We start from the raw sequence: 21,407 nt of genomic DNA, 5'->3' as shown, positions 1-21,407 counted from the left end.
AGGTTTACTTTACCACGAGGACGGGCATCTTGGCCTCGTGAATAATTCTAGATGAAACACTACCTAGGAACATCCTCTTTATTGTGGATAATCCCCTGCTCCCAGTCACTATGAGATCCACTCCGTTCTTGGAGGCGTAATCCATGATGGCCGTTGCCGGGTCTCCCTCCACTATCACGCCCTCAGCCTTTACACCGGCCTGATCTGCCATCTTCTTTGCGGTTTCAATGTCAGCTTTAGCCTTGTTGTAGAGGGACTCAATTACATCAGGCGGCACTGGACCTATTCCCGCGCCCAGAAGCACCGAAGTGTCCACCACTTCCACAACATCCAGCTTGGCCTCATACTTCTTTGAGAGGTCTATTGCCACATTTAGAGCTCTCTTGGCGTTCTCGGACCCGTCAAACGCAACTAAAATATGTTTAAACATATTCTCAGCCAAAAATAGGAAAGGAATCTTTTAAATCTTCGCGATTTTCGGTTCCTACGCACTTATTAACACTGTTAAGAGACAATGGTAAGTCCCTCTACGGCCAGATCAGGAGACTCAATTGCCCATACGCGCTTACGGGAGCCTACCTCTCCCTTGACTCCCCTCAGTAGAGTCTTTAAGTCACCTGATAGCACAACCTCCCTGACTCCCACTTTCTCTCCCTTTCTCACAACCCACGCAACTGGAACCACAACTCCGAACTCTCCAGTATCCCAGTTACTGGTGTGGACTCCCTGGACTTGGTCCACTACCAAGTCATTTTCCTCCAGTTCCTGTTTTTCATCGCAGAATATCTGCATGAGAGATGGGCCCACACTGGGAGTTGACATGTAAGATCTAACTGCAGAGGCAGAATTGGGAACTCTCATCTTCCTTGACCAGTACCAGTTCGTTAGAACTCCCTGAAAGACGCCCTTCCCAATAAGGGTCCTCTCTGAAGTGGCCTGACCCTCTCCATCAAATGATCTGCTTAGTTCCGACTTCTCATTCCTTGGATTGTCCACTACGGTTATCATTCCATAAACCTGTCCTAAATCCAGTGGAGATCTTTTCCTGTACACGTTCTCCCCATTCACGGAGTAGGAGAGGAGCGGATAGAGTAACTCGGAGATAGCCTTGGTGTTCAGAACAATCCTGCTGGGTTTAGTCTCAAGCTTGATTCTGCTCTTCGTGACGCTTACCTTCTCCACGACACTCTCCTTGAGTTCGTCTATCTGGATCTCCTTGAAAGATCTACCCGATCTCGACTCGTAAATCTCAGGGGTGACAATGGCCTGGTCCTTGTAGTTGGCTGTTACCCCAGCATGGACCGAGGATCTAATCTCACTCACGTCCAGACCTTCCGTATTAACAACACCCACCTTCACCCTCGTTGCAGAGGCGTAGAGTCCCACAACATTGACCTTTTCCTGCAGGTCCTCCAATGGCTTTAAGGTCTCCTTGGAGGGTTCAACCAAATCCTCCCCGCGATCCAGGGACAGCAATGACGGTTTGCTGGCCGGAGGTATCTCATTGTTCGGATCTCTCTCTGAGACCCTGAGCACGGAGATGGCCCTATCCAGAACTTCGTCAGTCAGGTCTGTGCTGAACGCGAAACCAACCCTTCCATCCTTGAAAATCCTGACACCGTAACCCATCTCTTTCAGATTACTGGATTGGTACTGCTTCTCCTTAGCCAGGCTATACTCCCATCTTTCCACGTAATATATCTCGCACGCGTAACCTAGGTTCTTTGCCCTGTTAACCAAGGAGAAGGGATCACTCATTTCCTCCCACCTTAACCCTGACCTTGATGTAAGGACCTCCCGTACCCACTGGGACGCTCTGTCCTCCCTTTCCGCAGTACCCTGGCCACATCCCAAAGTCCTTGGAGACGCCGCTTATCCTTCCCAGGGTCTCAAGGGTGTAGCCAGAGATACCAACGTTCCTGAGAGGTTCCGTAACTTCCCCCTTCACTATCCTGTAGCCTTCCTGAATTCCGAACTGAAATGTCCCATCGGGGCTGGTTTGCCCTCCAAGTGGAGACACCAGGAGATACCCATCCTTGATTTCACGTATTAATTCCTCCTTACTCCAATCCCCTGGCATCATGTAGGTGTTCCTCATCCTGATGAGCATGGGGCTCCTGAAGTCCTCTGCCCTGGCGTTACCCGTGGGTCTCTCTCCCAGATAGGCAGAGTAGTATCTGTCCACCAGGAATTCTGATACAACTCCCCTGTCCACTATCTTCACGTCCCGCGATTCCACTCCCTCATCGTCATAGGGCACGATGCCGTGAGCCATGGGATAATCCGATCTACCCGAGTCCACCACTGTAACGAAATCCTCCGCTATCCTCTTCCCTCTCAAGTTCCCCAGGATACCGTTGATGGCTAAATCGGCCTCAGAGAGATGCCCTAGGGCTTCATGGGAGAATACCCCAACCACATCTGGGGCCAGCACAACATCTGAGTCACCTCCCTTTGGAACCTTACCCCTGAGCTGATTTCCAATTCTCCTCTTGATTGTCTCCACTATCTCGTTGGGGTCAAAGACCTCCAGCGGGTAACCCAGGTAGGTAGCCATCGATGTGCTGGCGGAGGCCACAACGTCTCCCTCCCTTGCTATCGCCCTAACGGAGATGTTGCTCAACTCGTAGTCAAGAGTTATCTCCCTGTCCTCAGAACTGAAGTATTCCTTGTGTATCCTTGAGTTGGTAAACCTCACATTTACGCTTCTTATTCTGGGATCAGCCCTCATTATATCATCCCTCAACCTGATCATATCGTTCATTATCTCCTCTGGTGATTTGGTTACAGGTTTCTTAGTCCTTATCTCAACCCTGTCGTGAAGGGGCGGAAGCAACACAATGTTAACCCTCTCATCTCCATATGCGGATTCAACGGCAGTCCTGACAATGTCTTGGTTCAGCTTGGTGAAGTGAGCGTAACCCCAGTTACCTGACACCAGCACCCTGAGGGAACCACCCTTATCCTTGCCCATGGAAGTGACCTGCCTCATGGTTTCACTGGCGAAAAGGCTCAGCTCATCCACGTCGTAAAGCCTGAGGTCTGAAAAGGTGGCCCCAAGGTCCTCACTCCTCTTCAAAAGTTCATGCAAGATATAAACCTCCTCCCTAAATTTGATTCATGAACGTTGAAAAGATTAGCGTGGCCCTGGATAAGGAGACCCTGAGGAGGCTCCAGATGAGGGCCGAGAGTGAGGGAGTTAGCAGGTCTAGATTAATCCAGATGGCAGTCTCGGAGTACCTGGCAGAGTTCACGGGCAAGGACGAGGAGGTTTTCGGTATCCTTAACCTGGTATACGAGGAGGACGGCAGTGAGGAGATAACTTCCGTGGAGCATCAGTATGAGGCCACAATTATCTCAACCTTACATGTTCACGTTAACGAGAGGCTATGCATGGAGGCAATAGCGGTGAAGGGGAAGAGATACGAGCTTGAGAACCTGGCAAGAAGGCTCAGCGCCATTGGTAAGGTGAAAAAGGCTAAACTCCTCATATCCCTTGAGGTGTGATCGTGAGGATCACAGTCCAGGAGAAATGCGCATCCATGGGTATCTTCCTCAAGCACACTGAAGTCCTGGATATCATCAACGGTCAGGGAAGGTTTGAGGGCGAACTCTCGTCAGTGGAAAGCAGGTACAGGTCCGATAACCCTGAATCGCTCAAGGAAATACCTGTGATAAGGGCGTACCGCGATTTTTACTGGAAGCTGGGTATTGACCCCACTAAGACCAGGCCCAGCGGTGAGGCGCTGAGGAGAAGAGTGGTTAGAACCGGGAAGCTCCCCAGGATCAACGACATAGTGGATGCGGGAAACGTGGTAAGTGCAGAGACCCTCATTTCCATAGGCATATACGATATGAATAAGATGAAGGGCGAACCCATGCTGGTGCTCAGTTCGGGCGGGGAGAAGTTTGAGGGGATAGGAAACAAGGTGGAGATCTTACCCCCTGCTATCCCCATCATGGTTGATGGTGAAGGCAAGGTTATGCATATCTTTCCCCACAGGGACTCAGTTCTCACCAGTGTGGACATGTCCACTAGGGATGTCCTGATCGTGGGTGCAGGCGTAGCGGGAATAGATCCATCACTGGTGGAAGAAGCAGTGAGGCTCACTGCTAAGCTATTAAGTAAGATAGGTGGTAAGATTGCCCATGAAGTCCAGTAGCTTGAAGGTTCTCCTTCTGGGATATGGAAATGTGGGCAAGGCACTCAGAAGGATGATCAAGGAGAGAGCGCCCTCGCTGGGGTTAAACGTGACTATAGAGGGAGTTGTCACAAGGAGAGGTATCATGCTGGGAGACTCAGAGGAATTCAGGAAGACAAGGGAAGGAACGCCCCTGGATGCGTTGAATCTTGTGAATCCAGACTTGGTGGTGGATGTGAGCTCAGCTAATTACGAAACTGGGGAACCCTCAGTATCTCTTTACATGGAGGCTCTTTCACGGGGGACCTCAGTGATAACGGCGAACAAGGCTCCACTAGCCTTGAAATATGGAGATATCATGAACCAGGCCAGAAAGCATGGAGCCTCCATAGGGTTTCAGGCAACGGTTATGAGCGGGACACCCTCAATAAACCTTATTCGCCTGTTGCAAGGGTCCACCATCTTGAAGATAAGGGGGATCCTGAATGGGACCACAAACTACATCCTCACGCGCATGGATCAGGGGCTGGATTACTCTCAAGCCCTAAGGGAAGCACAGGAAAAGGGATATGCCGAGGCAAACCCGGAGCATGACGTTAACGGGTTTGATGCAGCCGCAAAGCTCACCATCCTGACCAATTTTGCAATGAACAGAAATATCTCCATCAAGGATGTGGACTTCTCCGGAATAGTTAACGTAACCCCTTCAAGGATAGAGGAAGCTAAACGTAGATCGAGGAAGCTTAAGCTGGTTGCCGTCTCTGAGGGTAAAACCAGCAGGGTCAGCTTGACGGAGGTTTCACCTGAGGATCCACTATATCACGTTGATGGGGTGACCAATACGCTGGACATTCACTCCGATATCCAGGAAGTGGTTATCACAGGGCCAGGTGCCGGTCCACAGAACGCAGCCTTTGGGGTGTTCTCTGATATGGTACTCATGAGCAGGGGGTTGATTTGATTCCAACATTCTAGATTTACATTTATAAGTGGCGAATACTACAATAAAAAACGGGATTAAGTTGGCTACTTCCATTTCAGCCAGGCTGATATATTACGCTAAGCTGAGCAAGCCAAGGATTATTTGGTTGCTGGATTTAGCTGCCCTCTCAGGTGCATTTCTTTCAGGCAAGCTTATGCCCTTGAACATCCTAGCAGTGTTGGTAGGGGGAACATTTGCTTCGGCTGGATCCATGATAATTAACGAGGGAGTAGAGATAGACAAGGATAAGGTTATGAAGAGGACCTCCAAGAGACCTACAGTCATGGGCTACGTTTCACAGAAGGAGGCTATCTATGTGGGAGTTGCCCTTCTAGCCCTAGGTACACTGATGGGACTCTTGGATAACCCTCTTACCTCGTTCTTCATTCTTCTTGGAGGTCTGGTTTACGTTCTGGTTTACACTGTCTGGCTAAAACCAAGAAGTCCACTGAACATAGTAATAGGTGGACTAGCAGGGAGCGCAGCTGCTTGGGCAGGTTACGCATCCACAACGTCTTCTTTCACTATATCTTCCCTACTTCTTGGCCTCCTGATTTTCATGTGGACTCCCGGTCACTTCTGGGCTCTAGCCCTGAAGTTCAAGGAGGACTATTCCCGGGCTGGGATACCCATGTTGCCTGTGATAATGTCTGAGAACTTCTCCGCGAAGATGATAGCTCTCTCCAATGCACTTATGATACCCTTTGCCCTGGCCCTTTATCTCTACGCAGGCCTGGTCTACGGGATAGTTGCGTTAATCCTCTCTGCCATACAGATGTACTTCAGTGTAAGGTTGATGAGAAATCCAACCGGGGAGGAGGCGTGGAGGTCATTTAAGTTCTCCTCGCCTTATCTGGCCATTCTGCTGATTTTGATCATAATTACCAGGTTGATCTAAAAAGCAAGGCTAACTTGTTGTTTAGTGCTTAAATCTGCCACAAGATACCTTTGTTCACTTTCCCTTGAATGTTGGTTCCCTCTTCTCCAAGAACGCGTTGACTCCCTCTTTCTTGTCCTCTGTGGAGAACACAACACCCCATCCTACGCTTTCCAGTGCTAAACCTGAGGGTAGGGGAGAGTCAAGTCCCTTATTTACCACCTCCTTGATTAGTGCCAGAGATATGGGGGACTTCTTGGCTATTTTTTCGGCCAACTTCCTTGTCTCTTGCTCCAGGTTAGCAAGGGGAACAACCCTGTTCACCAGTCCATATCTCTCCGCATCTCTGCTAGGTATACGATCACCCGTCATCATCATCTCCAGTGCCCTTCCCTTTCCCACTACCCTAGTAAGTCTCTGAGTACCTCCATATCCTGGATAGATTCCGAGGTTTATCTCAGGAAGACCAAGCTGTGCCTCCTCCGCAGCAATCCTGATGTCACAGGCCAGGGCCAGTTCCAATCCACCTCCAAGGGCATATCCATTGATCATAGCTATCGTGGGTTTGCTCAAAGCCTCTATTTTGTCCATGATCTCCCTCCCCTTTTTCGAGAACTTCCAGGCGTCGGCAGGAGTTAACTGGTTAAACTGAGTTATGTCAGCTCCTGCACAGAAAGCTTTACCCTTGCCTGTGATGATTATTACCCTTGTATCAGGGTCGGACTCCGCTTCAGAAACCGCTCTATGCAACTCCTCAAGCAATTTAGCGTTGAGGGCGTTCAGTTTATCGGGCCTGTTTAATGTAATCCAGAACAAGTTTCCTTCTTTTTTAGTTTCTATTGTTTCAAATTCCATGGTTGATACGAGTAGAGTTATTAAATGGAGTAGTATTAATGCTTTAATTCCCGAGTTAAGTAATATCTAATATGGTCAGTTACGAGAGGGGTACGTTACTGCAGTCTTTTTCCGTAATAATTCCGTGGGCAGGTCCTGCGGTCTCAACCTTACTCGTAGCGAGGAGAATGAGGGACTTTTGGAACTCTCTTCCGTACCTACTCTACATAACCCCTCTCTCCTTCGCCTCAACCGTACTTTTCACCTTTGAGTACATGAAACATTTCCTGCTGATAGCAACTATCTACTCCTTGGTTTCTCCACTGCTTTTCGCCTACGCTTTCTCAAAGAAGTTTGACTCCATGGAAATTAACGTGAACGAGTACTACATAGAGGTTAAGCTTAAGGTTCCGCTGTTGAGTGACCAGGTTATAGATCCCAACTCGCTTTTTGAGAGAGTGGTGAGCAAGGCTATTAGAAGAGTGAGAAATCCTTACTATAACTTCAAGCTAAAATCCCTCAATAACTGTTCCAACCTCAAGGTATCCCTTTCAGAAAACAAAATAACTATGAGGAGGAGATGTGGCGACATCATAGTGGAGGTAATAATATCCAATAACGATACTGCCGATATGAAGCTCTCAATTTCATACTGATGTTCTATTTTATTCCCTTTTCCAGGGCTGGTGCTATGTTCTATACGGAGAGGAGTTTACTGAGAGGAGTTTCTATCACTTATGATGGGGGTTCCGTCACTGTATAGCAAAAAGTCAAATATAAATTGATTCAAATCTGTCCTCGCGATAATGTTTGGATCTTTTACCCTCTATTGGAAGTTTGTAACCGCATCGCACACATCTCATGTCCTCCGTCAAATTCCACTCCAGTATTCTAAAGCCGTACCGCCTTATGGCCACATTACCGCACTGGGGGCAGTATGTGTTTTCTAGAGGATGGCCAGGTACGTTCCCAACATATGCGAATCTAAATCCCACTTCTTTGGCAATCTTGTAGTGCGCCTCAAGGGTCTCTACAGGAGTCAAGGGAAGGTTGTTCAGCTTGTAGTCCGGGTGGAACCTAAGGAAATGTATCGGCACGTCAGGTCCCACGATGTCGTATAGCCTCTTAAGAAATCCCCTTGCGTACTCTAGGCTATCCCCTATCTCAGGGATGATTAGATCTGTAATCTCCACATGAATCCTCCTGCGAATCAGCTCCGATATGGTCTGAAAAATGGGATCAGGACCGGAGGCGCCAGTATACCTTCTCATAAACTTTGGCTCCCCATTACCCTTGAAATCAACAGTAACCGCGTCCAGAAAGTCCTTAACGTATTCCACAAGCTCCTCGCTCCAGTATCCGTTGGTGACCATGGTGTTAAGCAATCCATACCTTCTGGCAAGCACCCCAGTGTCATGGGCGAACTCAGCAAATATTGCCGGCTCATTATATGTATAGGTTATCCCCTCAACCTCATACGCCCTTGCCATATCCACAATGTCCTCGGGCATTAAATCAGCTCCATCCACGACTCTCCTCTGACTTATATCGTAGTTCTGGCAGTACATACACATCCAATTGCATCCAAATGTGGAGAAGGATAGAACCCTGGAGCCGGGATAGAAGTGAACCAAGGGTTTCTTCTCTATGGGGTCAATATGAGCCGCTGCAACCTTTCCGTAGACGTTCAGGTAAAGTTTGCCGTTGGAGACTGACCTGACTCCGCAGAAACCTATTTGTCCTTCACCAATGAGACATTTCCTGGCGCATGCGTCACACCTTATCCTATTGTCTACCTTGGTGTATAGCGTGGCTTCCTTCTGCATCAAACTAATTACTTCACTTCAGAAAATAAAAACATGGTGGAAAGGTACATTCTATTCTACCCCGCCGAATCCCCCGTACAGGGGAGGGAAGGACAAGGCTATAGGGTCGTAGAGATCAGGGATTGTAAGTACAGGGAGGTAGACGTGCTGGGTAATCTCGATGAGGCGGTGAGGGACCTGGGTCAGCCCCTCTTCTTCGTGAAGGTAGGGGAGATCAAGGTGGAGCTCTGGGATCTCCTCAATGACTGCAGATTCTGGGAGGCTCACGAACTTCTGGAAGAGACATGGAGGAAGGTTGATGGCCCGGAAAAAAGATACCTTCAGGCCCTCATCCTTATGTGTGCATCCATGATAAAATACAGAAAGAACAGGAAGGTCTCTGACGAATTGATGGAGAGGGCCCTATCTCTTATATCCGAACTTCCTCAGGATCTCCTTCCTCTCCTTTATGTCAGACTCGGACTCAACTCCAAGGGGAGTCATGCCGTCGATAACTCCTAGTACACCCCTTCCCTGTTCCGTCTCTCCAACTATAACCTGGAGCGGATTCGCGGTAGCTGCATGTATCCTTACCACTTCCTCTACCGCCTTGATCCTGTTCAGGACATTAATGGGATATCCGTTCCTGATGTAAATTACGAATGTGTGGCCTGCAGATATTCTCTTGCAGTTCTCTATGGCCAGCTTTATTAACTCCTCGTCGTTCCCGTCGTATCTAATCAGCCTCTTCCCGCTGGCTTCGCTGAAGGCAATACCGAACTTCAAGCTTGGCGAGGATGAGGCTAGCGTCTCGAAAAGGTCTTCCACTGTTTTTATGAAGTGGGAATGCCCGATAATTACATTCGTTCCCTCTGGGATATCTATCTTAACTACATCTAGCTTAATCATAATTGAACTTGAAAATAAACGTATTAAAATTTAGCTTACTAGATACGCATAAGTCAAGGTGGCCAGCTCGTTCTGGGTCAGATCAACCTTGAAAGTGTAATGCAGGCTGGCAACATTCACCGTGTATATCCCCTCTGGTAGGGTGAAAGTGGCCACGCCATTGGAGAGTGTGAAGTTCCTGTAGAAGCTTCCATTCTGCCCTGTCACCTGAACAACTGCGTCGCTCAGCGGTTGCTCTCCGCCAAATGGACCATAATTCATGATAACCTTCACTTGAAGGGTATACTCCCCACTGGAACTTGAACCCTGGGATGTTATTGTCAGTCTGGTCTTGTAAGAGGAAGCGGCAACCACTCCGGCAACCGTCAGGATGAGGACCACAAAGGCTAACGCTAATAGTACTCTTTTGTTCATGGTTATGGGAGTAGAGAAGACTAATATTTAAGTTGAATCAATAGATACTAACGTGTTTGACCGATTCTTGGATGGTTTAAGGTATTCTCTTCGCAATGAGAGGCCCATGTTGAGGCGCTATCTTATCCTGGGAGCGTTTGATGGGGTCCTACTATCACTGGGTATTCTGGTCTCATCAACCCTGGCAAAGGCCTCCACCGGGGTGATAGAGCTAACCGTGATATCTGGAGTGATAGCAGTTGCCATCTCCTCGGCGTGGAATTCCCTCATCGTGGAGGTAAAGGAGAGGAAACTGGAGTTCGAGAGGCTGGAAAGACAGATGATGAGGAGCCTAAAGGGGTCTACGTATGATTACGGAATGAAAATAACCATCGTGCTTTCTGTGCTATCCCATGGACTGTCTCCTTTTCTGGGTCTTCTTTCCCTCGTTGTGACGTTGGTAACAAAAACGGTGGTTTATGGGGTCGTGGTGTCCCTGGGGGAACTATTCCTCCTGGGGTTGGCCTATGAGGGGTCCCTCAAGGAAAAGATAAGATCAGGGCTAGTCATTGCGTTAGGAGGAGCTGTGATGTTATTGATCTCCTTCTTTCTTGGTAAATGAGGTTTACATTCAAATCATAACCACCACCCTGAGGAGCTCCAGCAACCATACCTAGAATAGAGGGTCAGACAGGCCCTCCTGTCGCCGTTATTGCATTTCTCGCATATCTCGGAATATTCTTTCACAGTAATCTCGTCACATATTAGCCTTCCGCAGATTTCCACGCAGGTTTCATATCCAGATTTTATAATGCAATCCTTCTTCATTCTAAGTCACCTTTTTAATACTGTTTATACTCTTTAAATCCAATGTCAAAACTTCTAGTCAGGAAGGATCTCCAGTCTGAACTGAAAAGGGATGTAAGTGACATAGTGAAGGAGATAGAGGGAGACGATTTAAAGGTAGTCGTCTTCATGGAGAACACGGAACCGGCACCCAAGGTGAGGCCCAAGGTAATAAGGTTCGGTCCCACCCTATCCCTTCTAGAGAGGTTGGCTGAGAGAGGCCAGGTGGAACCCGGCGTAGCCAAGGTAATGTTTTATTCACCCAGTACCGGAAGGTCAAGGGGCCTAACTCCCAACATGATGGCAGGTTTTCAGTATATTAAGCCAGGGGTCAGCACCAAACCTCACTCCCATAACATGGCCTCAATCTACCTGGTGGTTAAGGGAAAGGGTTACTCCGAAATCGATGGTGAGATATACCACTGGAATGAGGGAGACGTGTTCGTGGTTCCCGCGAATGCAGTGCATAGTCACACAAACACGGGTGAGACAGAGGCCATACTCTTTGACGTAACCGATTCTGGTCTCCTGGAGAACATGGGTATTCTAGAATTTAAAGAAAAGGAATAATTATTTTTGTTCCCAAACCAGCTTGTATACCTTCAGGAGCTTTTCATCCCTCCACTTGGAGATCTCCTGAAAGGTCTTACCCTTTATGAAGGAGTAATCCTTCATCTGTTGTACTGCCTTCACAACTCCAGTGTAGGGGAACTTATCGTACTTCGCCAGGGTGTGCATCCATTCGTTGGCACCGTATCCGAAACCCCTATTGAAGAAGTACTCTAGGCCTCCCTCTCCTCCTCCCAGATGGTAAGTTAGAAATGGCCCCATGAATGCCCACCTCAGTCCAATGGCCGCAGTCATGACCTTGTCTATGTCCTCAACCGTTGCAACTCCCTCATCCACAAGGTAGACAGCCTCTCGGAAGAGAGCGAAGGCCAGTCTATTTCCTATGAAACCTGGGATCTCTTTCTTGAGGACGACCACAATTCTGTCCAGTTTCTCCATGAGCGCCTTAGTCCTCTCCACCACCTCCTTACTCGTCTTCTCGCCAGGCACCACCTCAACCAGAGGTAAGAGATGGGGTGGATTCCAGGGATGTGCTATCACCGCCCTTTCAGGATACCTAGACATGGCCTTCTGGACTTCAGTTATGAGTAGACCTGAGGTGCTGCTGGCTAGTATAACATCTTTATCGAGAATACTATCCAAGTAACCAAAGATCTTCTTTTTTGCGTCATAATCCTCTATTACAGCCTCTATAACAAAGCTGGACCCTCTCACTGCCTCATCCAGGTTAACCGTGGGAGTAACCCTGGAGATCACTGTGTTCACGTCCTCTGCTATCTGAGAGTTATTCTTCATTACCTGGACGTAATTCCTTAGCTTCTCCATACCCTTATCTAGGGTCTCCCTTTTCTCCGTGTATAATGAGACGTTATATCCCTTGGACGCAAAAAGGGTTGCCCAACCCACACCAATAACTCCTGCCCCAACGACGGATATCTTTTCTGTCATGGGTGCTTATATTGTATAAGTAATTTAAATTTAGTAGGTCCTGCCCGCAGAGGCAACCTAGAAAATCTTTAAATCACTCTCTCATAATCCCGTTATGTTCACGGATATAATAGGTGAGTATATCTCATCGGTAGAAGAAAAATTAATGTCCAGGTTCGAGAACAGGGAGCGTTTACTTCAGATATCTAGGGAGGTAATTCGCTTTTCTGGAGAGACCATATCGCTGAGTCACAGGGGTAAGAAGGAGGAAGCTATGGAGAAGTACAGTCAGGCAAAGAAAAGGGTTGAGGAGATCAAAAACATTGTCCAGAACTTCCCGGAGCTGTTGTTTGGTGACGTCGGTGTTGCCTTTCAGGAGATCAGCGAGGCAAGTGTGGTGCTTTCCTTCTATTTTGACTTACCCCTGAATCTGCCCAAGGATCTAGGGATACCTGATATATATTACATTACAGGGTTGGCTGATGCCATAGGAGAAATGAGGAGAGCTGCCCTTGAAAGTCTTAGAAGGGGGGATAAGGAAAGGGGAAGGAGGATCCTGGAGGAGATGGAAAACCTCTATGATATACTTTGGAGGCTGGAGTATCCCAAGTCCTTAGTTCCTGGACTCAGGCAAAAAGTTGATGCCATGAGAAAAATCTTGGAGGACACGAGACATGACGTGTTCCTTGCTGAGGTGGTGGGAAAGGTGGACCAGGATTAGGAAAACTTTTCCTTAATGTAATCCACGAGCCTGTTGGGAACATCTATTCCTGTGGCCAGCATGAACCCCTTAAACTCGGGGACATCATTGAGCTCGTTTATAACGTAGCCTCTGGATTGATGTTCAAGTACGTCTATGGAGACGAACTCGCCGTTTATTACTTTCACAGCCTTTAGCACTGTCTCCTTAAGGGCGTCATCTACCTCAAGAGGAGTTGGAGTTCCCCCGAGGGCTACGTTTGCCCTCCATTCGTTGGAAGGGATGTTCCTTGCATAGCATCCCAGAAGCTCATTGCCCATTACGATACACCTTATATCCCTGTTCTTTCCTGTTATGTACTCCTGGACTATGTGAACCTTTAGGGCAGAATTACCCATCATCTCCCTGTGCTCTATGATAGTCTTTCCCTCAATGATATCCCTGATAAGGGAAACCATTCTTCCCCAGCTACCTATTGGGGGCTTGTCAATGAGAGGGAACCCAATCTGTTCGTAAGCTTTCATCACCGAATCTGGTGACATGGCAATAATGGATTGAGGTACAGGTATCCCCGCCCTGAACAATTTGGAGTAGGTCAATATCTTGTCTCCAGCTACACTTATCACGTCTGTTGAGTTAATGGTGTGGACTCCCGTTCCCTCCAACACAGCAGCGGCATATAGGGACCTATACATGCTCACCGCCCTTATAATGGCTACGTCATATCTGCCCAGTGCCCTGTTGAAGGGCAGGGGCTCCTGAGCCACGTTAAGTACGTCGTAACTCACCTGCTTATCGTTCAGTGCCTTCACCAGAAGCTTCTCCTCTTGCCTGACTATGTCCACGATTAGAGCAACTTTCATCAGATCCCTCCTCCATACCTCCTTATTTCGTAGAACGTCATTTCGTTCAGGGACATGGCGTGGGACACCTCCTTTGCCAACCTTCCGTTAAGGATGATTGGTATGTTGAGATCCACGGTAGTTCTTCTAATGTTATAATCAAGGTTCTTCATGTATCCGTTAGTCACCACGAGATCCACTTGTCCCTTCCTTATTAAGGATAATGCATCCTCTGGGTTCACAACATCGAACCCTGAAATTTCAGCGAAATCTAAGGTATTCACGGTAAGACCATACCTCTCAAGGTTCTGCCCAGCCTCCCTCAGCGAGTCAATATTTTCCTTTCCGTAAACAAGCGCTATCTTGCCTTGCTTGGGTAGTCTGTTTGGCGAACATGAGAGCCAACTCTTTAACAATGCGTCGTAGAAACTCGTGCCCAGGGACGCAGCCTCACCAGTGCTTCTCATCTCAGGACCAAGGAACGGATAGGAGTCCTTGAGCTGGGTCCACGAGAACTGAGGTGATTTCACTGCCCAGGACTTGCTTTCTGGCTCCATGAACTCATCAAGGTCCAATCCCTGAAGGATACCCTTCACCGCCATCTCCATTAGGTTAACCCCCTTAGCCTTGCTGGAGAAGGGCATGGATCTGCTTGCCCTGAGGTTCATTTCTATAACGTATGGCATGTTATCCTTTATCACGAACTGCAGATTGAAGGGCCCCTTGACCCCAATTTCCCTAGCCAGGGTCAGCGATATCTTCTTCAGGTCCTGAACCACTGGAGTGATCTTCCTGGTGGGAATGGACATGGTACTGTCACCGCTGTGAACCCCGGCCTCCTCCACATGTTCCATAACCACCCCAATTACACCCTTACCGTCGCTAACAGCATCCACCTCAGCCTCAAAGGCGTTCTCCAGGAACTTGCTGATTACCACGGGATACCTCGTGGACAGCCTTGCCCTCTGAATGACCTCCTCCAGTTCCTGCTCACTCCGCACTATGCTCATGGAAGATCCGCTCAGCACGTAACTTGGTCTAACCAATACCGGGAAGCCAACCTGATCCACGAACTTCCTTATCTCCCCTGAGTCCCTTGCGGATATCCATTCTGGCTGTTTTATCCCCAGTTTGTCCAGAAGCTTGGAGAACTTTTCCCTATCCTCCGCCATGTCCACCGAGGATCCCGATGTCCCGAAAAGTTTCACTCCTCTCTCCTCTAGTTTCTTTGCAATATTGTTACCCAGCTGGCCTCCAGCAAAGGTCGCCACGTAGGTGTATTTCTCCTTGTTTACTATGTCCAGAACTCTCTCGGCAGATATCTCGTCAAAGTAGAGCTTCCTGGTTACGTCCCAGTCTGTGGAGACGGTCTCGGGATTATAGTTCAGGACAGCTACTTGGTCAAAGTACTTGAGGGAGGCCTTCATTAACTCCACCACTCCCCAATCGAACTCCACGGAGACCCCAATCCTGAAACCTCCAGCCCCCACTATGAGGAGGTTGTTCCCAGTGGAGTTTAGCTCTATATCATCCTCAGACCCAACGTAGGTTAGATAGAGGTAGTTGGTGACTGCAGGCCACTCTCCAGCCAGGGTGTCGATCAGCTTTATGTTGGGTAGGATGCGATTAGAGGATCTAACTTTCCATACTTCCTCCTCACTGGAGTTTATAGCTACGGCCACCTGTTCATCACTGAAACCTAGCGTCTTTAGGTACTTCAACTTCTCTAGGTCGAGTTTGGATCCCTTGATCCCCTCAAAGGTTTTGACTAGGTTCTCAATCTTCCTGAGGAAGAACCTATCCACTCCTGTTACCTTATACACTTCCTCCACAGATGCCCCCTCCTTAAACGCCTTGGCAGCCCATATGGGCCAGTAGGGTATTCTCTTGCTCAGTTTCTTGAGGGCATCATCCTTGGGAGCAGTGGACATGTAATATCTTCCTCCCACTACCCCAGGTTCACCAATATCAAGCATCCTCAGTCCCTTCTGAAGGGCCTCCTCGAAGGACCTTCCTATGCTCATGATCTCCCCCACGCTTTTCATTTCGGTGCTCAGGCTAGTATCCACTTCCTCAAACTTCTGCAAATCCCATCTGGGTATCTTCATGACAACGTAATCCAAGCTGGGCTCAAAGCAGGCACAGGTTGCCCCGGATACCTTGTTCAAGATCTCCTCCAACGTGTAACCAAGGGATAGCTTAGCCGACACATAGGCCAGTGGATAACCAGTGGCCTTACTTGCGAGGGCACTGGATCTGGACATTCTTGGGTTGGTCTCGATCACGTAGTAAGTATAGCTACTCGGATCCAGCGCAAACTGCACGTTACATTCTCCCACTAGACTTATGGACTCTGCAACCTTCATTGAAAGCGTCCTCATCTCCTGTAACTCCTTATTGTCCAGTGTCTGGCAGGGCGTTATCACTATGGATTCCCCAGTATGAACGCCCATTGGATCCAAGTTCTCCACACACGCTATGACAGCAGAGTTCCCCTTTGAGTCCCTCACCACCTCGTATTCTAACTCCTTCCAGTGATGAAGGTACTTCTCCACTAGAACCTCCCCGATGTAGCTCTGCGAGAACGCCCTGTCTATGCTCTTTCTCAGGGATTCCCTGTCCCAGGCAACGGTGGAACCTCTACCTCCCAGGTTGAAGCTAACCCTCACCATTACTGGATAGCCAATTTCCTCGGCCTTTTCCAGAGCCTCTTCTGAGCTCTTTGCTGAGAAACTTGGCGGAACAGGAATCTTAACGTCTATCATGGTCTCCCTGAACTTCTCCCTGCTCAATGCCTTCTCTATTCCCTCTATGGGAGTGCCGAGTACCCTGATCCCGTACTTCTGCAGAATTCCCCTCTTGTAAAGATCTACGCCCACGTTAAGTGCTGTCTGTCCCCCGAACCCTATGGCTATGGCATCGGGTCTCTCCTGCTCAATAACCTTCTCCACCGACCACCAGGTGACCGGAACCATGTAGAGCTTGTCGGTCATTCCGTAGCTAGTTTGAACCGTGGCTACGTTGGAGTTAACCAGCACTGTCTCTATGCCCTCCTCCCTGTAGGCCTTGAGAGACTGGGATCCACTATAGTCGAACTCTGCAGCCTCAGCTATCTTAATGGGCCCTGAACCCACAACTAGTACCTTTTTAATTCCCTTCATCCTTTATCACCATCTTCTTGAACTTCTGGAAAACCCAAGTGGTATCATTGGGTCCAGGCCTAGCCTCCGGGTGAAACTGGGTCGTGATCAAGGGAAATTTTTTGTGTATCAATCCCTCAACTACCCCATCGTCTGGATTCACGAACCAGATCTGGGTGTCTGGCGGAATGTCCTCCTTGTACACCCCATATCCATGGTTATGCGTGGAGATGTAACACTTGTTGTTGGAAACGTCCGTTACGGGTTTATTTATAGCCCTGTGACCAAATTTCATTTTCCTGACATTTCCTCCTAGGGCGAGAGTCGCCACCTGATGTCCAAGGCATATTCCGAGGGTGGGCAACTTGTACTCCATAACTGCTGAGAAGTTCTTCACCAGATCCTTTAGAATGTTGGGATTTCCGGGCCCGTTTCCAAAAACCACACCCTTAGGGGAGTAGTTCATTATCTCATCTGCGCTGGACTTACAAGGAACCCTGACAATGGTAAATCCTGTCTTGTAAAGCTCCTCCAGTATGCCGTGCTTTATACCGCAATCCACGAGTACAATTATGTCCGGTGAGTTGTTCTGATGGATGATAGGAGACTTGGGAGAGGTGAACCTTGTGAAATCGATCTCGTCGTATCTCAGCTCAATATGTTTCCTCGGGTCCTCAACCTGTTCCCCCGAGGCTATCACTCCCATCATGGAACCCAAAGTTCTGACCTTCTTCACTAGCAACCTGGTATCCACGGAGGAAACGCCAGGAACACCCTGTTCCACCATCCATTGGTGAAGGCTCTTGGACGAGTTCCACTTGGAGGGATCAGTCTCTTCCGTTACCACAAGTCCCTCAATTTGAATTTTCTCGGACTCAAAGTTCTGCAGGATTCCATTCCTCACAATGGGATCCGGTACTCCGTAATTGCCCACGAGGGGATGGGTTATGATGAGGATCTGCCCCCTATACGACGGATCAGTCATGGATTCGGGGTAACCGTTCATTGCCGTGGTGAACACAACTTCGCCGTATCTTACCCCCTTGGCACCGAACCCGCAACCTCTCAGCAGGGTTCCGTCCTCAAGGTATATCAGTCCTTCAGTTCCCCTCTTGCAGTATGTCATTTTCCATCAGCCTCAATTCCCCTTCTCCTTTGAGAATCCAGTTTTTATATTCTCTTAACAAATTGGCGTCACCATTCAATCTTTCCCTAGCGAGGGAAATACCCTCTCTCATTCTCTCAGGGCTGGGACTTCCCTTCACTGCCTTTCTGGACACCGATTGTTCAGGGGTGATCGTGGGTGAGAACTTGCCCTCTCTCACTGCTTTGGCTACGGTAAAATATGCATCCCTGTATCTGATTCCCTTTCCGCTCAAGATTTCCGCCTCATCTGTGGAAAGTATCTCCTTATCCATCTTGAACTCCTTCACCCTTACCTTGGTGAGAAGGTCATGAAGGACCTCCACTCCGGTCCTCGTCTCATCAAGAACCTCCCAGAGGAGCGGGTTCACCTCCTGGAGGTCAAGATTATACCCTGATGGAAGGGATTTGTATGTTGACACAATTGACATTAGATCACCGAGTACCCTTGAAACTCTGGCCCTGAGCACCTCCATGGTAACTGCGTTCCTTTTCTGGGGCATGAGCGAACTCGTACTCACGTGGGTATCAGGTAACTCCAGTATTCCCACGAACTTAGAGGAGAGCAGTATCATGTCCTCAACGATCCTACTCAGGGCCAGCATTAGATTGACCACCTCCATCACTGAGGAGATGAGGTCTGCCCTGGAGGAGGTGGCTGAAATGGTGTTAACGAGAACCTCCTTGAAACCAAGGAGTGTGGACTCCCTATCCCTGTTCAGGTTAACGGAGCTACCCACTATGGCTCCGCTTCCCAGTGGAGATCTGTTTACCAGGTCGAGGGTCCTGTAAATGGAACTCCACCTGGAGGCAACCTCCTCCTCTACGTAGAGCAGGTAATGCCCAAAGGTCGTTGGCTGGGCGGGCTGAAAGTGAGTGTACACAACGAAGGAGGTACCAAGGTTCTCCTCAGCTCTCTTCAGGATCATCCCCCTGAAGTCCAAGAGCTGTTCCAGGAGCGCAAGTAACTCCTCCCTCATTTCCAGTCTCAGGGCCGTGGCCACATGGTCGTTCCTGCTTCTCCCCAGGCCTATCGAACCACCCGCCTCACCGGCGGTCTTAATGAGGTGATCCTCCAGTGCCTCATGAACGTCCTCATAGGAGGGATCTATCCTCGTGAAGGAATTTATGCCCTGAAGCAGTTTTCTGGCCTCATCCTTGGTAATGTTTCCAGACAGGAAGAGCTCTATTACGTGGGCCTTCATTACCTGCTTTACCTTGTCCAGTATCCTGACGTCCTCCCTTGAGGAGGAAGTATAGGTTACTACCTTGTCCTCCTTTGAACCCCACTTCCTGTACAGCATTAACCATACCTCGCCTTCCTTGTTAGCAAGGAGTGCATTCCCCAGATCTCAATGAATCCCCTGGCCTCCTCATCTGAGGGATACCATCCCTTATTATAGGAGGATATTTTCTCAGAGTAGGGCGAGTAGGGTGAGGTCCTGCCCAGTATCCTGAGACTCTTGTGATCAACCTCAAGCTTGACCTCTCCAGACACCCACCTGTTTATCTCGTCTCCCGCAATCTCTAGGGTATTCCTCAAGGGTTCATACCAGTGTCCCTGATAAACCAGGTCAGACCATAACGAATCAAGTTGCCTCTTGAACCTGAGTTCCAGTGGTGTCAACACGGTTTTCTCCAGGTCCTTGTGCGCTGCAATGAGGGCCAGTGCGGCAGGTGCCTCATATACTTCCCTTGACTTGAAACCTACTACCCTGTTCTCCAGATGCTCCACCCTTCCAAATCCCCTGGCACCTATCTCCTCGTTTAGCTTGGATATGAGCGTCACAGGATCAAGCCTCTCACCGTTAATCCCCACGGGAACTCCCTTCTCGAACTCCACGCTTAACCTCAGTTTATCCTGTTTTCTCACTGCCGTCCACTCAAATGCGTCATCTGGAACCTCTGAGGCGGGATCAGAGATGATGTCTCCCTCTATGCTTCTCCCCCAAAGATTCTCATCGATGCTGTACTTACTGCTCTCTGTCTTTATGGGTATTCCCCTTTCCCTGGCAAAGGCTATTTCATCCTCCCTGGTCATTTTCCAGATTCTGGCCGGCGCAATTATTTTCACGTTCTCCAGAGCGGTCTTCAGAGCCAGGTCGAACCTGACCTGATCATTTCCCTTTGACGTTGAGCCGTGGGCAACATACTCCGTGCCTTCCTTTTTTGCGATTTCAGCAACCTTTTCTGCTATGAGGGGTCTGGCCAGCGCCGTCGCTAGGGGATACACTTCCTCGTAAAGTCCGTTCATTTTGACGTCTTTGAGGGCAAAGTTCTCAGCGAACTCTTTCTTTGCATCCACTAGGTAATGCTTAGCGCTCCCCGCCATGTATGCCCTCTCCTCAATTTTCTTGAAGTCATCCCTTTGCCCCACATCTACGCTAACGCTTATCACTTCTGCGTGGTAAGTCTCGCTTAACCACCTGATTGCAACAGTGGTGTCTAAACCTCCCGAATAAGCTAGGACTATTTTCATCTTCACTCTTACGAAGAACTCTGAGTTATAAGCTATGGGGATAATGAAAATAACGTAATTCTTGATAAAGATAAAGTTGAAGGAATCCTTCAATCAAGGTTACGGTAATCCTTGGTGTAGTATTTTCTCATCGAAATCCTTCATGCACATCTCGTCATCGAGGCATTCCCTAATGGCCGTGATGATGAATTCCGACACTGTCCTGACGTCAGCCTTTGGCATCAGCCTATTTATTTCATCTAGAATTTCATATTTAAGCCTCAAACTTACAGTTTGTTTGTTCATGGCAAGGTAATACTATCCTATCTTAACATAAAAACTTTGCCTAGGCAGATTGGGACATAAACACGAGAAATCTTAACTTTATGAGGCGGTGACCACGAGGGCCTTCTCCCTTTTCGCCTTGTACTCCTCTAGTCTCTCCATCATTTTCTTGATAGCAAGAGAAAGTTGATCCTTGTGATATTTTCTAACATGTTCCTCCGTATCCTCCCTTGCAACCACGGTGTTGCAGAGCTTGCACGTGTAAACTCCATTGTCGTTCCTTTCAACTATGGGCTCAATACCCTCAGCTAGATACTGGAGAATGGGAATCACCTTCTTGGCCCTGATCTCGCTGCCGCTCTTCTCAATGATACGTTGAGCGTAACCCCTGAGCTGGTGCTTTGAGATATTGTACTTGTGTGCTACAATGGCCGGTCCTTCACCTTTCACTAGGTATTCCTCCAAGGCGTTCAGTAGATAGTCGCCTCCTCCTAGTATCTTCAAAGAGACATAATTTACGAGAGATTTTATATCAACTGGCTTCATACTTAGCC

The 21,407-nt window shown here is 48.6% G+C and carries 25 protein-coding genes; 9 read left to right on the top strand and 16 right to left on the bottom strand.

Annotation, left to right across the window (positions count from 1 at the left end):
* Positions 1-4: 4 nt before the first annotated feature.
* From QVC96_RS01360 to tldD, 3 genes are all read right to left on the bottom strand, one after another.
* A complete protein-coding gene (locus QVC96_RS01360) occupies positions 5-430 on the bottom strand; it encodes a universal stress protein (RefSeq protein WP_238025731.1) in 426 nt (141 codons plus the stop codon).
* 74 nt (positions 431-504) lie between these two features.
* Positions 505-1,758 carry a TldD/PmbA family protein gene (locus QVC96_RS01355; protein WP_287689729.1) on the bottom strand — a complete coding sequence of 418 codons (1,254 nt, stop codon included), beginning with the start codon at positions 1,756-1,758 and terminating at the stop codon, positions 505-507.
* On the bottom strand, positions 1,751-3,094 hold the full coding sequence (gene tldD, locus QVC96_RS01350; protein WP_287690536.1) for a zinc metalloprotease TldD: 1,344 nt from the start codon (positions 3,092-3,094) through the stop codon (positions 1,751-1,753). The genes QVC96_RS01355 and tldD overlap by 8 nt, the downstream gene beginning before the upstream one ends.
* Before the next feature lie 26 nt (positions 3,095-3,120).
* Between tldD and QVC96_RS01345 the strand changes: the two genes are divergently transcribed.
* The 4 genes from QVC96_RS01345 (at position 3,121) to cyoE (ending at position 6,022) form a co-directional block, all read left to right on the top strand.
* Positions 3,121-3,507, top strand: coding sequence for a CopG family ribbon-helix-helix protein (locus QVC96_RS01345; protein WP_287689728.1), 387 nt, complete (start codon positions 3,121-3,123; stop codon positions 3,505-3,507).
* Positions 3,507-4,163 carry a B3/B4 domain-containing protein gene (locus QVC96_RS01340; RefSeq protein WP_425598007.1) on the top strand — a complete coding sequence of 219 codons (657 nt, stop codon included), beginning with the start codon at positions 3,507-3,509 and terminating at the stop codon, positions 4,161-4,163. The genes QVC96_RS01345 and QVC96_RS01340 overlap by 1 nt, the downstream gene beginning before the upstream one ends.
* Before the next feature lies 1 nt (position 4,164).
* Entirely contained in the window at positions 4,165-5,103 is a 939-nt protein-coding gene (locus QVC96_RS01335; RefSeq protein WP_238025877.1) for a homoserine dehydrogenase, read from the top strand.
* 61 nt (positions 5,104-5,164) lie between these two features.
* On the top strand, positions 5,165-6,022 hold the full coding sequence (gene cyoE, locus QVC96_RS01330) for a heme o synthase (RefSeq protein ID WP_238025736.1): 858 nt from the start codon (positions 5,165-5,167) through the stop codon (positions 6,020-6,022).
* Positions 6,023-6,076: 54 nt separating this feature from the next.
* On the opposite strand, the gene QVC96_RS01325 is transcribed toward cyoE, so the two are convergent.
* A complete protein-coding gene (locus tag QVC96_RS01325; RefSeq protein ID WP_238025738.1) occupies positions 6,077-6,856 on the bottom strand; it encodes a 3-hydroxypropionyl-CoA dehydratase in 780 nt (259 codons plus the stop codon).
* 71 nt (positions 6,857-6,927) lie between these two features.
* Here QVC96_RS01325 and QVC96_RS01320 point away from each other — a divergent pair, with 71 nt between their 5' ends.
* Complete coding sequence (locus QVC96_RS01320; protein ID WP_238025740.1) at positions 6,928-7,491, top strand: hypothetical protein; 564 nt, start codon at positions 6,928-6,930, stop codon at positions 7,489-7,491.
* Between the two features lie 114 nt (positions 7,492-7,605).
* On the opposite strand, the gene amrS is transcribed toward QVC96_RS01320, so the two are convergent.
* Positions 7,606-8,661, bottom strand: a complete 1,056-nt coding sequence (amrS, locus tag QVC96_RS01315) for an AmmeMemoRadiSam system radical SAM enzyme (protein WP_238025878.1) — start codon at positions 8,659-8,661, stop codon at positions 7,606-7,608.
* 33 nt (positions 8,662-8,694) lie between these two features.
* Between amrS and QVC96_RS01310 the strand changes: the two genes are divergently transcribed.
* The gene (locus QVC96_RS01310) at positions 8,695-9,162 is read left to right on the top strand and encodes a DUF309 domain-containing protein (protein ID WP_238025742.1); all 468 of its coding nucleotides are present in this window, start codon (positions 8,695-8,697) and stop codon (positions 9,160-9,162) included.
* On the opposite strand, the gene QVC96_RS01305 is transcribed toward QVC96_RS01310, so the two are convergent.
* Both QVC96_RS01305 and QVC96_RS01300 read right to left on the bottom strand, forming a co-directional pair.
* A complete protein-coding gene (locus QVC96_RS01305; RefSeq protein ID WP_287690535.1) occupies positions 9,064-9,552 on the bottom strand; it encodes an adenosine-specific kinase in 489 nt (162 codons plus the stop codon). The genes QVC96_RS01310 and QVC96_RS01305 overlap by 99 nt on opposite strands.
* Before the next feature lie 27 nt (positions 9,553-9,579).
* Complete coding sequence (locus QVC96_RS01300) at positions 9,580-9,963, bottom strand: hypothetical protein (protein ID WP_238025744.1); 384 nt, start codon at positions 9,961-9,963, stop codon at positions 9,580-9,582.
* Between the two features lie 106 nt (positions 9,964-10,069).
* Between QVC96_RS01300 and QVC96_RS01295 the strand changes: the two genes are divergently transcribed.
* Positions 10,070-10,564, top strand: a complete 495-nt coding sequence (locus QVC96_RS01295; RefSeq protein ID WP_238025746.1) for a hypothetical protein — start codon at positions 10,070-10,072, stop codon at positions 10,562-10,564.
* Between the two features lie 14 nt (positions 10,565-10,578).
* Here the strand turns inward: QVC96_RS01295 and QVC96_RS01290 are convergent, their stop codons facing one another.
* Positions 10,579-10,770 (bottom strand): hypothetical protein, encoded by a 192-nt coding sequence (locus QVC96_RS01290; RefSeq protein ID WP_238025748.1) that lies wholly within the window; start codon positions 10,768-10,770, stop codon positions 10,579-10,581.
* A gap of 42 nt (positions 10,771-10,812) precedes the next feature.
* Between QVC96_RS01290 and QVC96_RS01285 the strand changes: the two genes are divergently transcribed.
* Positions 10,813-11,358 (top strand): cupin domain-containing protein, encoded by a 546-nt coding sequence (locus QVC96_RS01285; protein ID WP_238025750.1) that lies wholly within the window; start codon positions 10,813-10,815, stop codon positions 11,356-11,358.
* Here the strand turns inward: QVC96_RS01285 and QVC96_RS01280 are convergent, their stop codons facing one another.
* On the bottom strand, positions 11,359-12,306 hold the full coding sequence (locus tag QVC96_RS01280; protein ID WP_238025752.1) for a 3-hydroxyacyl-CoA dehydrogenase family protein: 948 nt from the start codon (positions 12,304-12,306) through the stop codon (positions 11,359-11,361).
* Between the two features lie 94 nt (positions 12,307-12,400).
* Here QVC96_RS01280 and QVC96_RS01275 point away from each other — a divergent pair, with 94 nt between their 5' ends.
* On the top strand, positions 12,401-13,006 hold the full coding sequence (locus QVC96_RS01275) for a haloacid dehalogenase (protein WP_287689726.1): 606 nt from the start codon (positions 12,401-12,403) through the stop codon (positions 13,004-13,006).
* Here QVC96_RS01275 and lysX read toward each other — a convergent pair.
* The 7 genes from lysX to QVC96_RS01240 all read right to left on the bottom strand — a co-directional run bounded on the left by lysX (position 13,003) and on the right by QVC96_RS01240 (position 21,399).
* Positions 13,003-13,848: a lysine biosynthesis protein LysX gene (lysX, locus tag QVC96_RS01270; RefSeq protein ID WP_238025754.1), complete on the bottom strand. Its 846-nt coding sequence runs from the start codon at positions 13,846-13,848 to the stop codon at positions 13,003-13,005. The genes QVC96_RS01275 and lysX overlap by 4 nt on opposite strands.
* Positions 13,848-16,988, bottom strand: a complete 3,141-nt coding sequence (carB, locus tag QVC96_RS01265) for a carbamoyl-phosphate synthase (glutamine-hydrolyzing) large subunit (RefSeq protein WP_287689725.1) — start codon at positions 16,986-16,988, stop codon at positions 13,848-13,850. Before carB ends, lysX begins: the two co-directional genes overlap by 1 nt.
* Positions 16,975-18,093 carry a glutamine-hydrolyzing carbamoyl-phosphate synthase small subunit gene (gene carA, locus QVC96_RS01260; protein ID WP_287689724.1) on the bottom strand — a complete coding sequence of 373 codons (1,119 nt, stop codon included), beginning with the start codon at positions 18,091-18,093 and terminating at the stop codon, positions 16,975-16,977. Before carA ends, carB begins: the two co-directional genes overlap by 14 nt.
* Positions 18,068-19,414, bottom strand: coding sequence for an argininosuccinate lyase (argH, locus tag QVC96_RS01255; RefSeq protein WP_287689723.1), 1,347 nt, complete (start codon positions 19,412-19,414; stop codon positions 18,068-18,070). The genes carA and argH overlap by 26 nt, the downstream gene beginning before the upstream one ends.
* Positions 19,414-20,589, bottom strand: a complete 1,176-nt coding sequence (locus QVC96_RS01250) for an argininosuccinate synthase (protein WP_238025758.1) — start codon at positions 20,587-20,589, stop codon at positions 19,414-19,416. The genes argH and QVC96_RS01250 overlap by 1 nt, the downstream gene beginning before the upstream one ends.
* A gap of 99 nt (positions 20,590-20,688) precedes the next feature.
* A complete protein-coding gene (locus QVC96_RS01245) occupies positions 20,689-20,874 on the bottom strand; it encodes a hypothetical protein (protein ID WP_238025759.1) in 186 nt (61 codons plus the stop codon).
* A gap of 78 nt (positions 20,875-20,952) precedes the next feature.
* A complete protein-coding gene (locus QVC96_RS01240) occupies positions 20,953-21,399 on the bottom strand; it encodes a hypothetical protein (protein ID WP_012021912.1) in 447 nt (148 codons plus the stop codon).
* Positions 21,400-21,407 lie beyond the last annotated feature (8 nt).

The organism is Metallosphaera javensis (ex Sakai et al. 2022) (genome assembly GCA_021654415.1).
Taxonomy (GTDB): domain Archaea; phylum Thermoproteota; class Thermoprotei_A; order Sulfolobales; family Sulfolobaceae; genus Metallosphaera; species Metallosphaera javensis.
This window is presented reverse-complemented; position numbering and strand designations above follow the sequence as displayed.

Coding starts and splice junctions, on each gene's coding strand:
- QVC96_RS01245 (WP_238025759.1), bottom strand. CDS start 20,874: ATGAACAAACAAACTGTAAGTTTGAGGCTTAAATATGAAATTCTAGAT.
- lysX (WP_238025754.1), bottom strand. CDS start 13,848: ATGAAAGTTGCTCTAATCGTGGACATAGTCAGGCAAGAGGAGAAGCTT.
- QVC96_RS01285 (WP_238025750.1), top strand. CDS start 10,813: ATGTCAAAACTTCTAGTCAGGAAGGATCTCCAGTCTGAACTGAAAAGG.
- argH (WP_287689723.1), bottom strand. CDS start 19,414: ATGCTGTACAGGAAGTGGGGTTCAAAGGAGGACAAGGTAGTAACCTAT.
- QVC96_RS01280 (WP_238025752.1), bottom strand. CDS start 12,306: ATGACAGAAAAGATATCCGTCGTTGGGGCAGGAGTTATTGGTGTGGGT.
- QVC96_RS01320 (WP_238025740.1), top strand. CDS start 6,928: ATGGTCAGTTACGAGAGGGGTACGTTACTGCAGTCTTTTTCCGTAATA.
- QVC96_RS01310 (WP_238025742.1), top strand. CDS start 8,695: ATGGTGGAAAGGTACATTCTATTCTACCCCGCCGAATCCCCCGTACAG.
- QVC96_RS01345 (WP_287689728.1), top strand. CDS start 3,121: ATGAACGTTGAAAAGATTAGCGTGGCCCTGGATAAGGAGACCCTGAGG.
- carA (WP_287689724.1), bottom strand. CDS start 18,093: ATGACATACTGCAAGAGGGGAACTGAAGGACTGATATACCTTGAGGAC.
- amrS (WP_238025878.1), bottom strand. CDS start 8,661: ATGCAGAAGGAAGCCACGCTATACACCAAGGTAGACAATAGGATAAGG.
- QVC96_RS01355 (WP_287689729.1), bottom strand. CDS start 1,758: ATGAGTGATCCCTTCTCCTTGGTTAACAGGGCAAAGAACCTAGGTTAC.
- QVC96_RS01250 (WP_238025758.1), bottom strand. CDS start 20,589: ATGAAAATAGTCCTAGCTTATTCGGGAGGTTTAGACACCACTGTTGCA.
- QVC96_RS01295 (WP_238025746.1), top strand. CDS start 10,070: ATGTTGAGGCGCTATCTTATCCTGGGAGCGTTTGATGGGGTCCTACTA.
- QVC96_RS01240 (WP_012021912.1), bottom strand. CDS start 21,399: ATGAAGCCAGTTGATATAAAATCTCTCGTAAATTATGTCTCTTTGAAG.
- QVC96_RS01360 (WP_238025731.1), bottom strand. CDS start 430: ATGTTTAAACATATTTTAGTTGCGTTTGACGGGTCCGAGAACGCCAAG.
- QVC96_RS01275 (WP_287689726.1), top strand. CDS start 12,401: ATGTTCACGGATATAATAGGTGAGTATATCTCATCGGTAGAAGAAAAA.
- QVC96_RS01300 (WP_238025744.1), bottom strand. CDS start 9,963: ATGAACAAAAGAGTACTATTAGCGTTAGCCTTTGTGGTCCTCATCCTG.
- carB (WP_287689725.1), bottom strand. CDS start 16,988: ATGAAGGGAATTAAAAAGGTACTAGTTGTGGGTTCAGGGCCCATTAAG.
- QVC96_RS01325 (WP_238025738.1), bottom strand. CDS start 6,856: ATGGAATTTGAAACAATAGAAACTAAAAAAGAAGGAAACTTGTTCTGG.
- QVC96_RS01290 (WP_238025748.1), bottom strand. CDS start 10,770: ATGAAGAAGGATTGCATTATAAAATCTGGATATGAAACCTGCGTGGAA.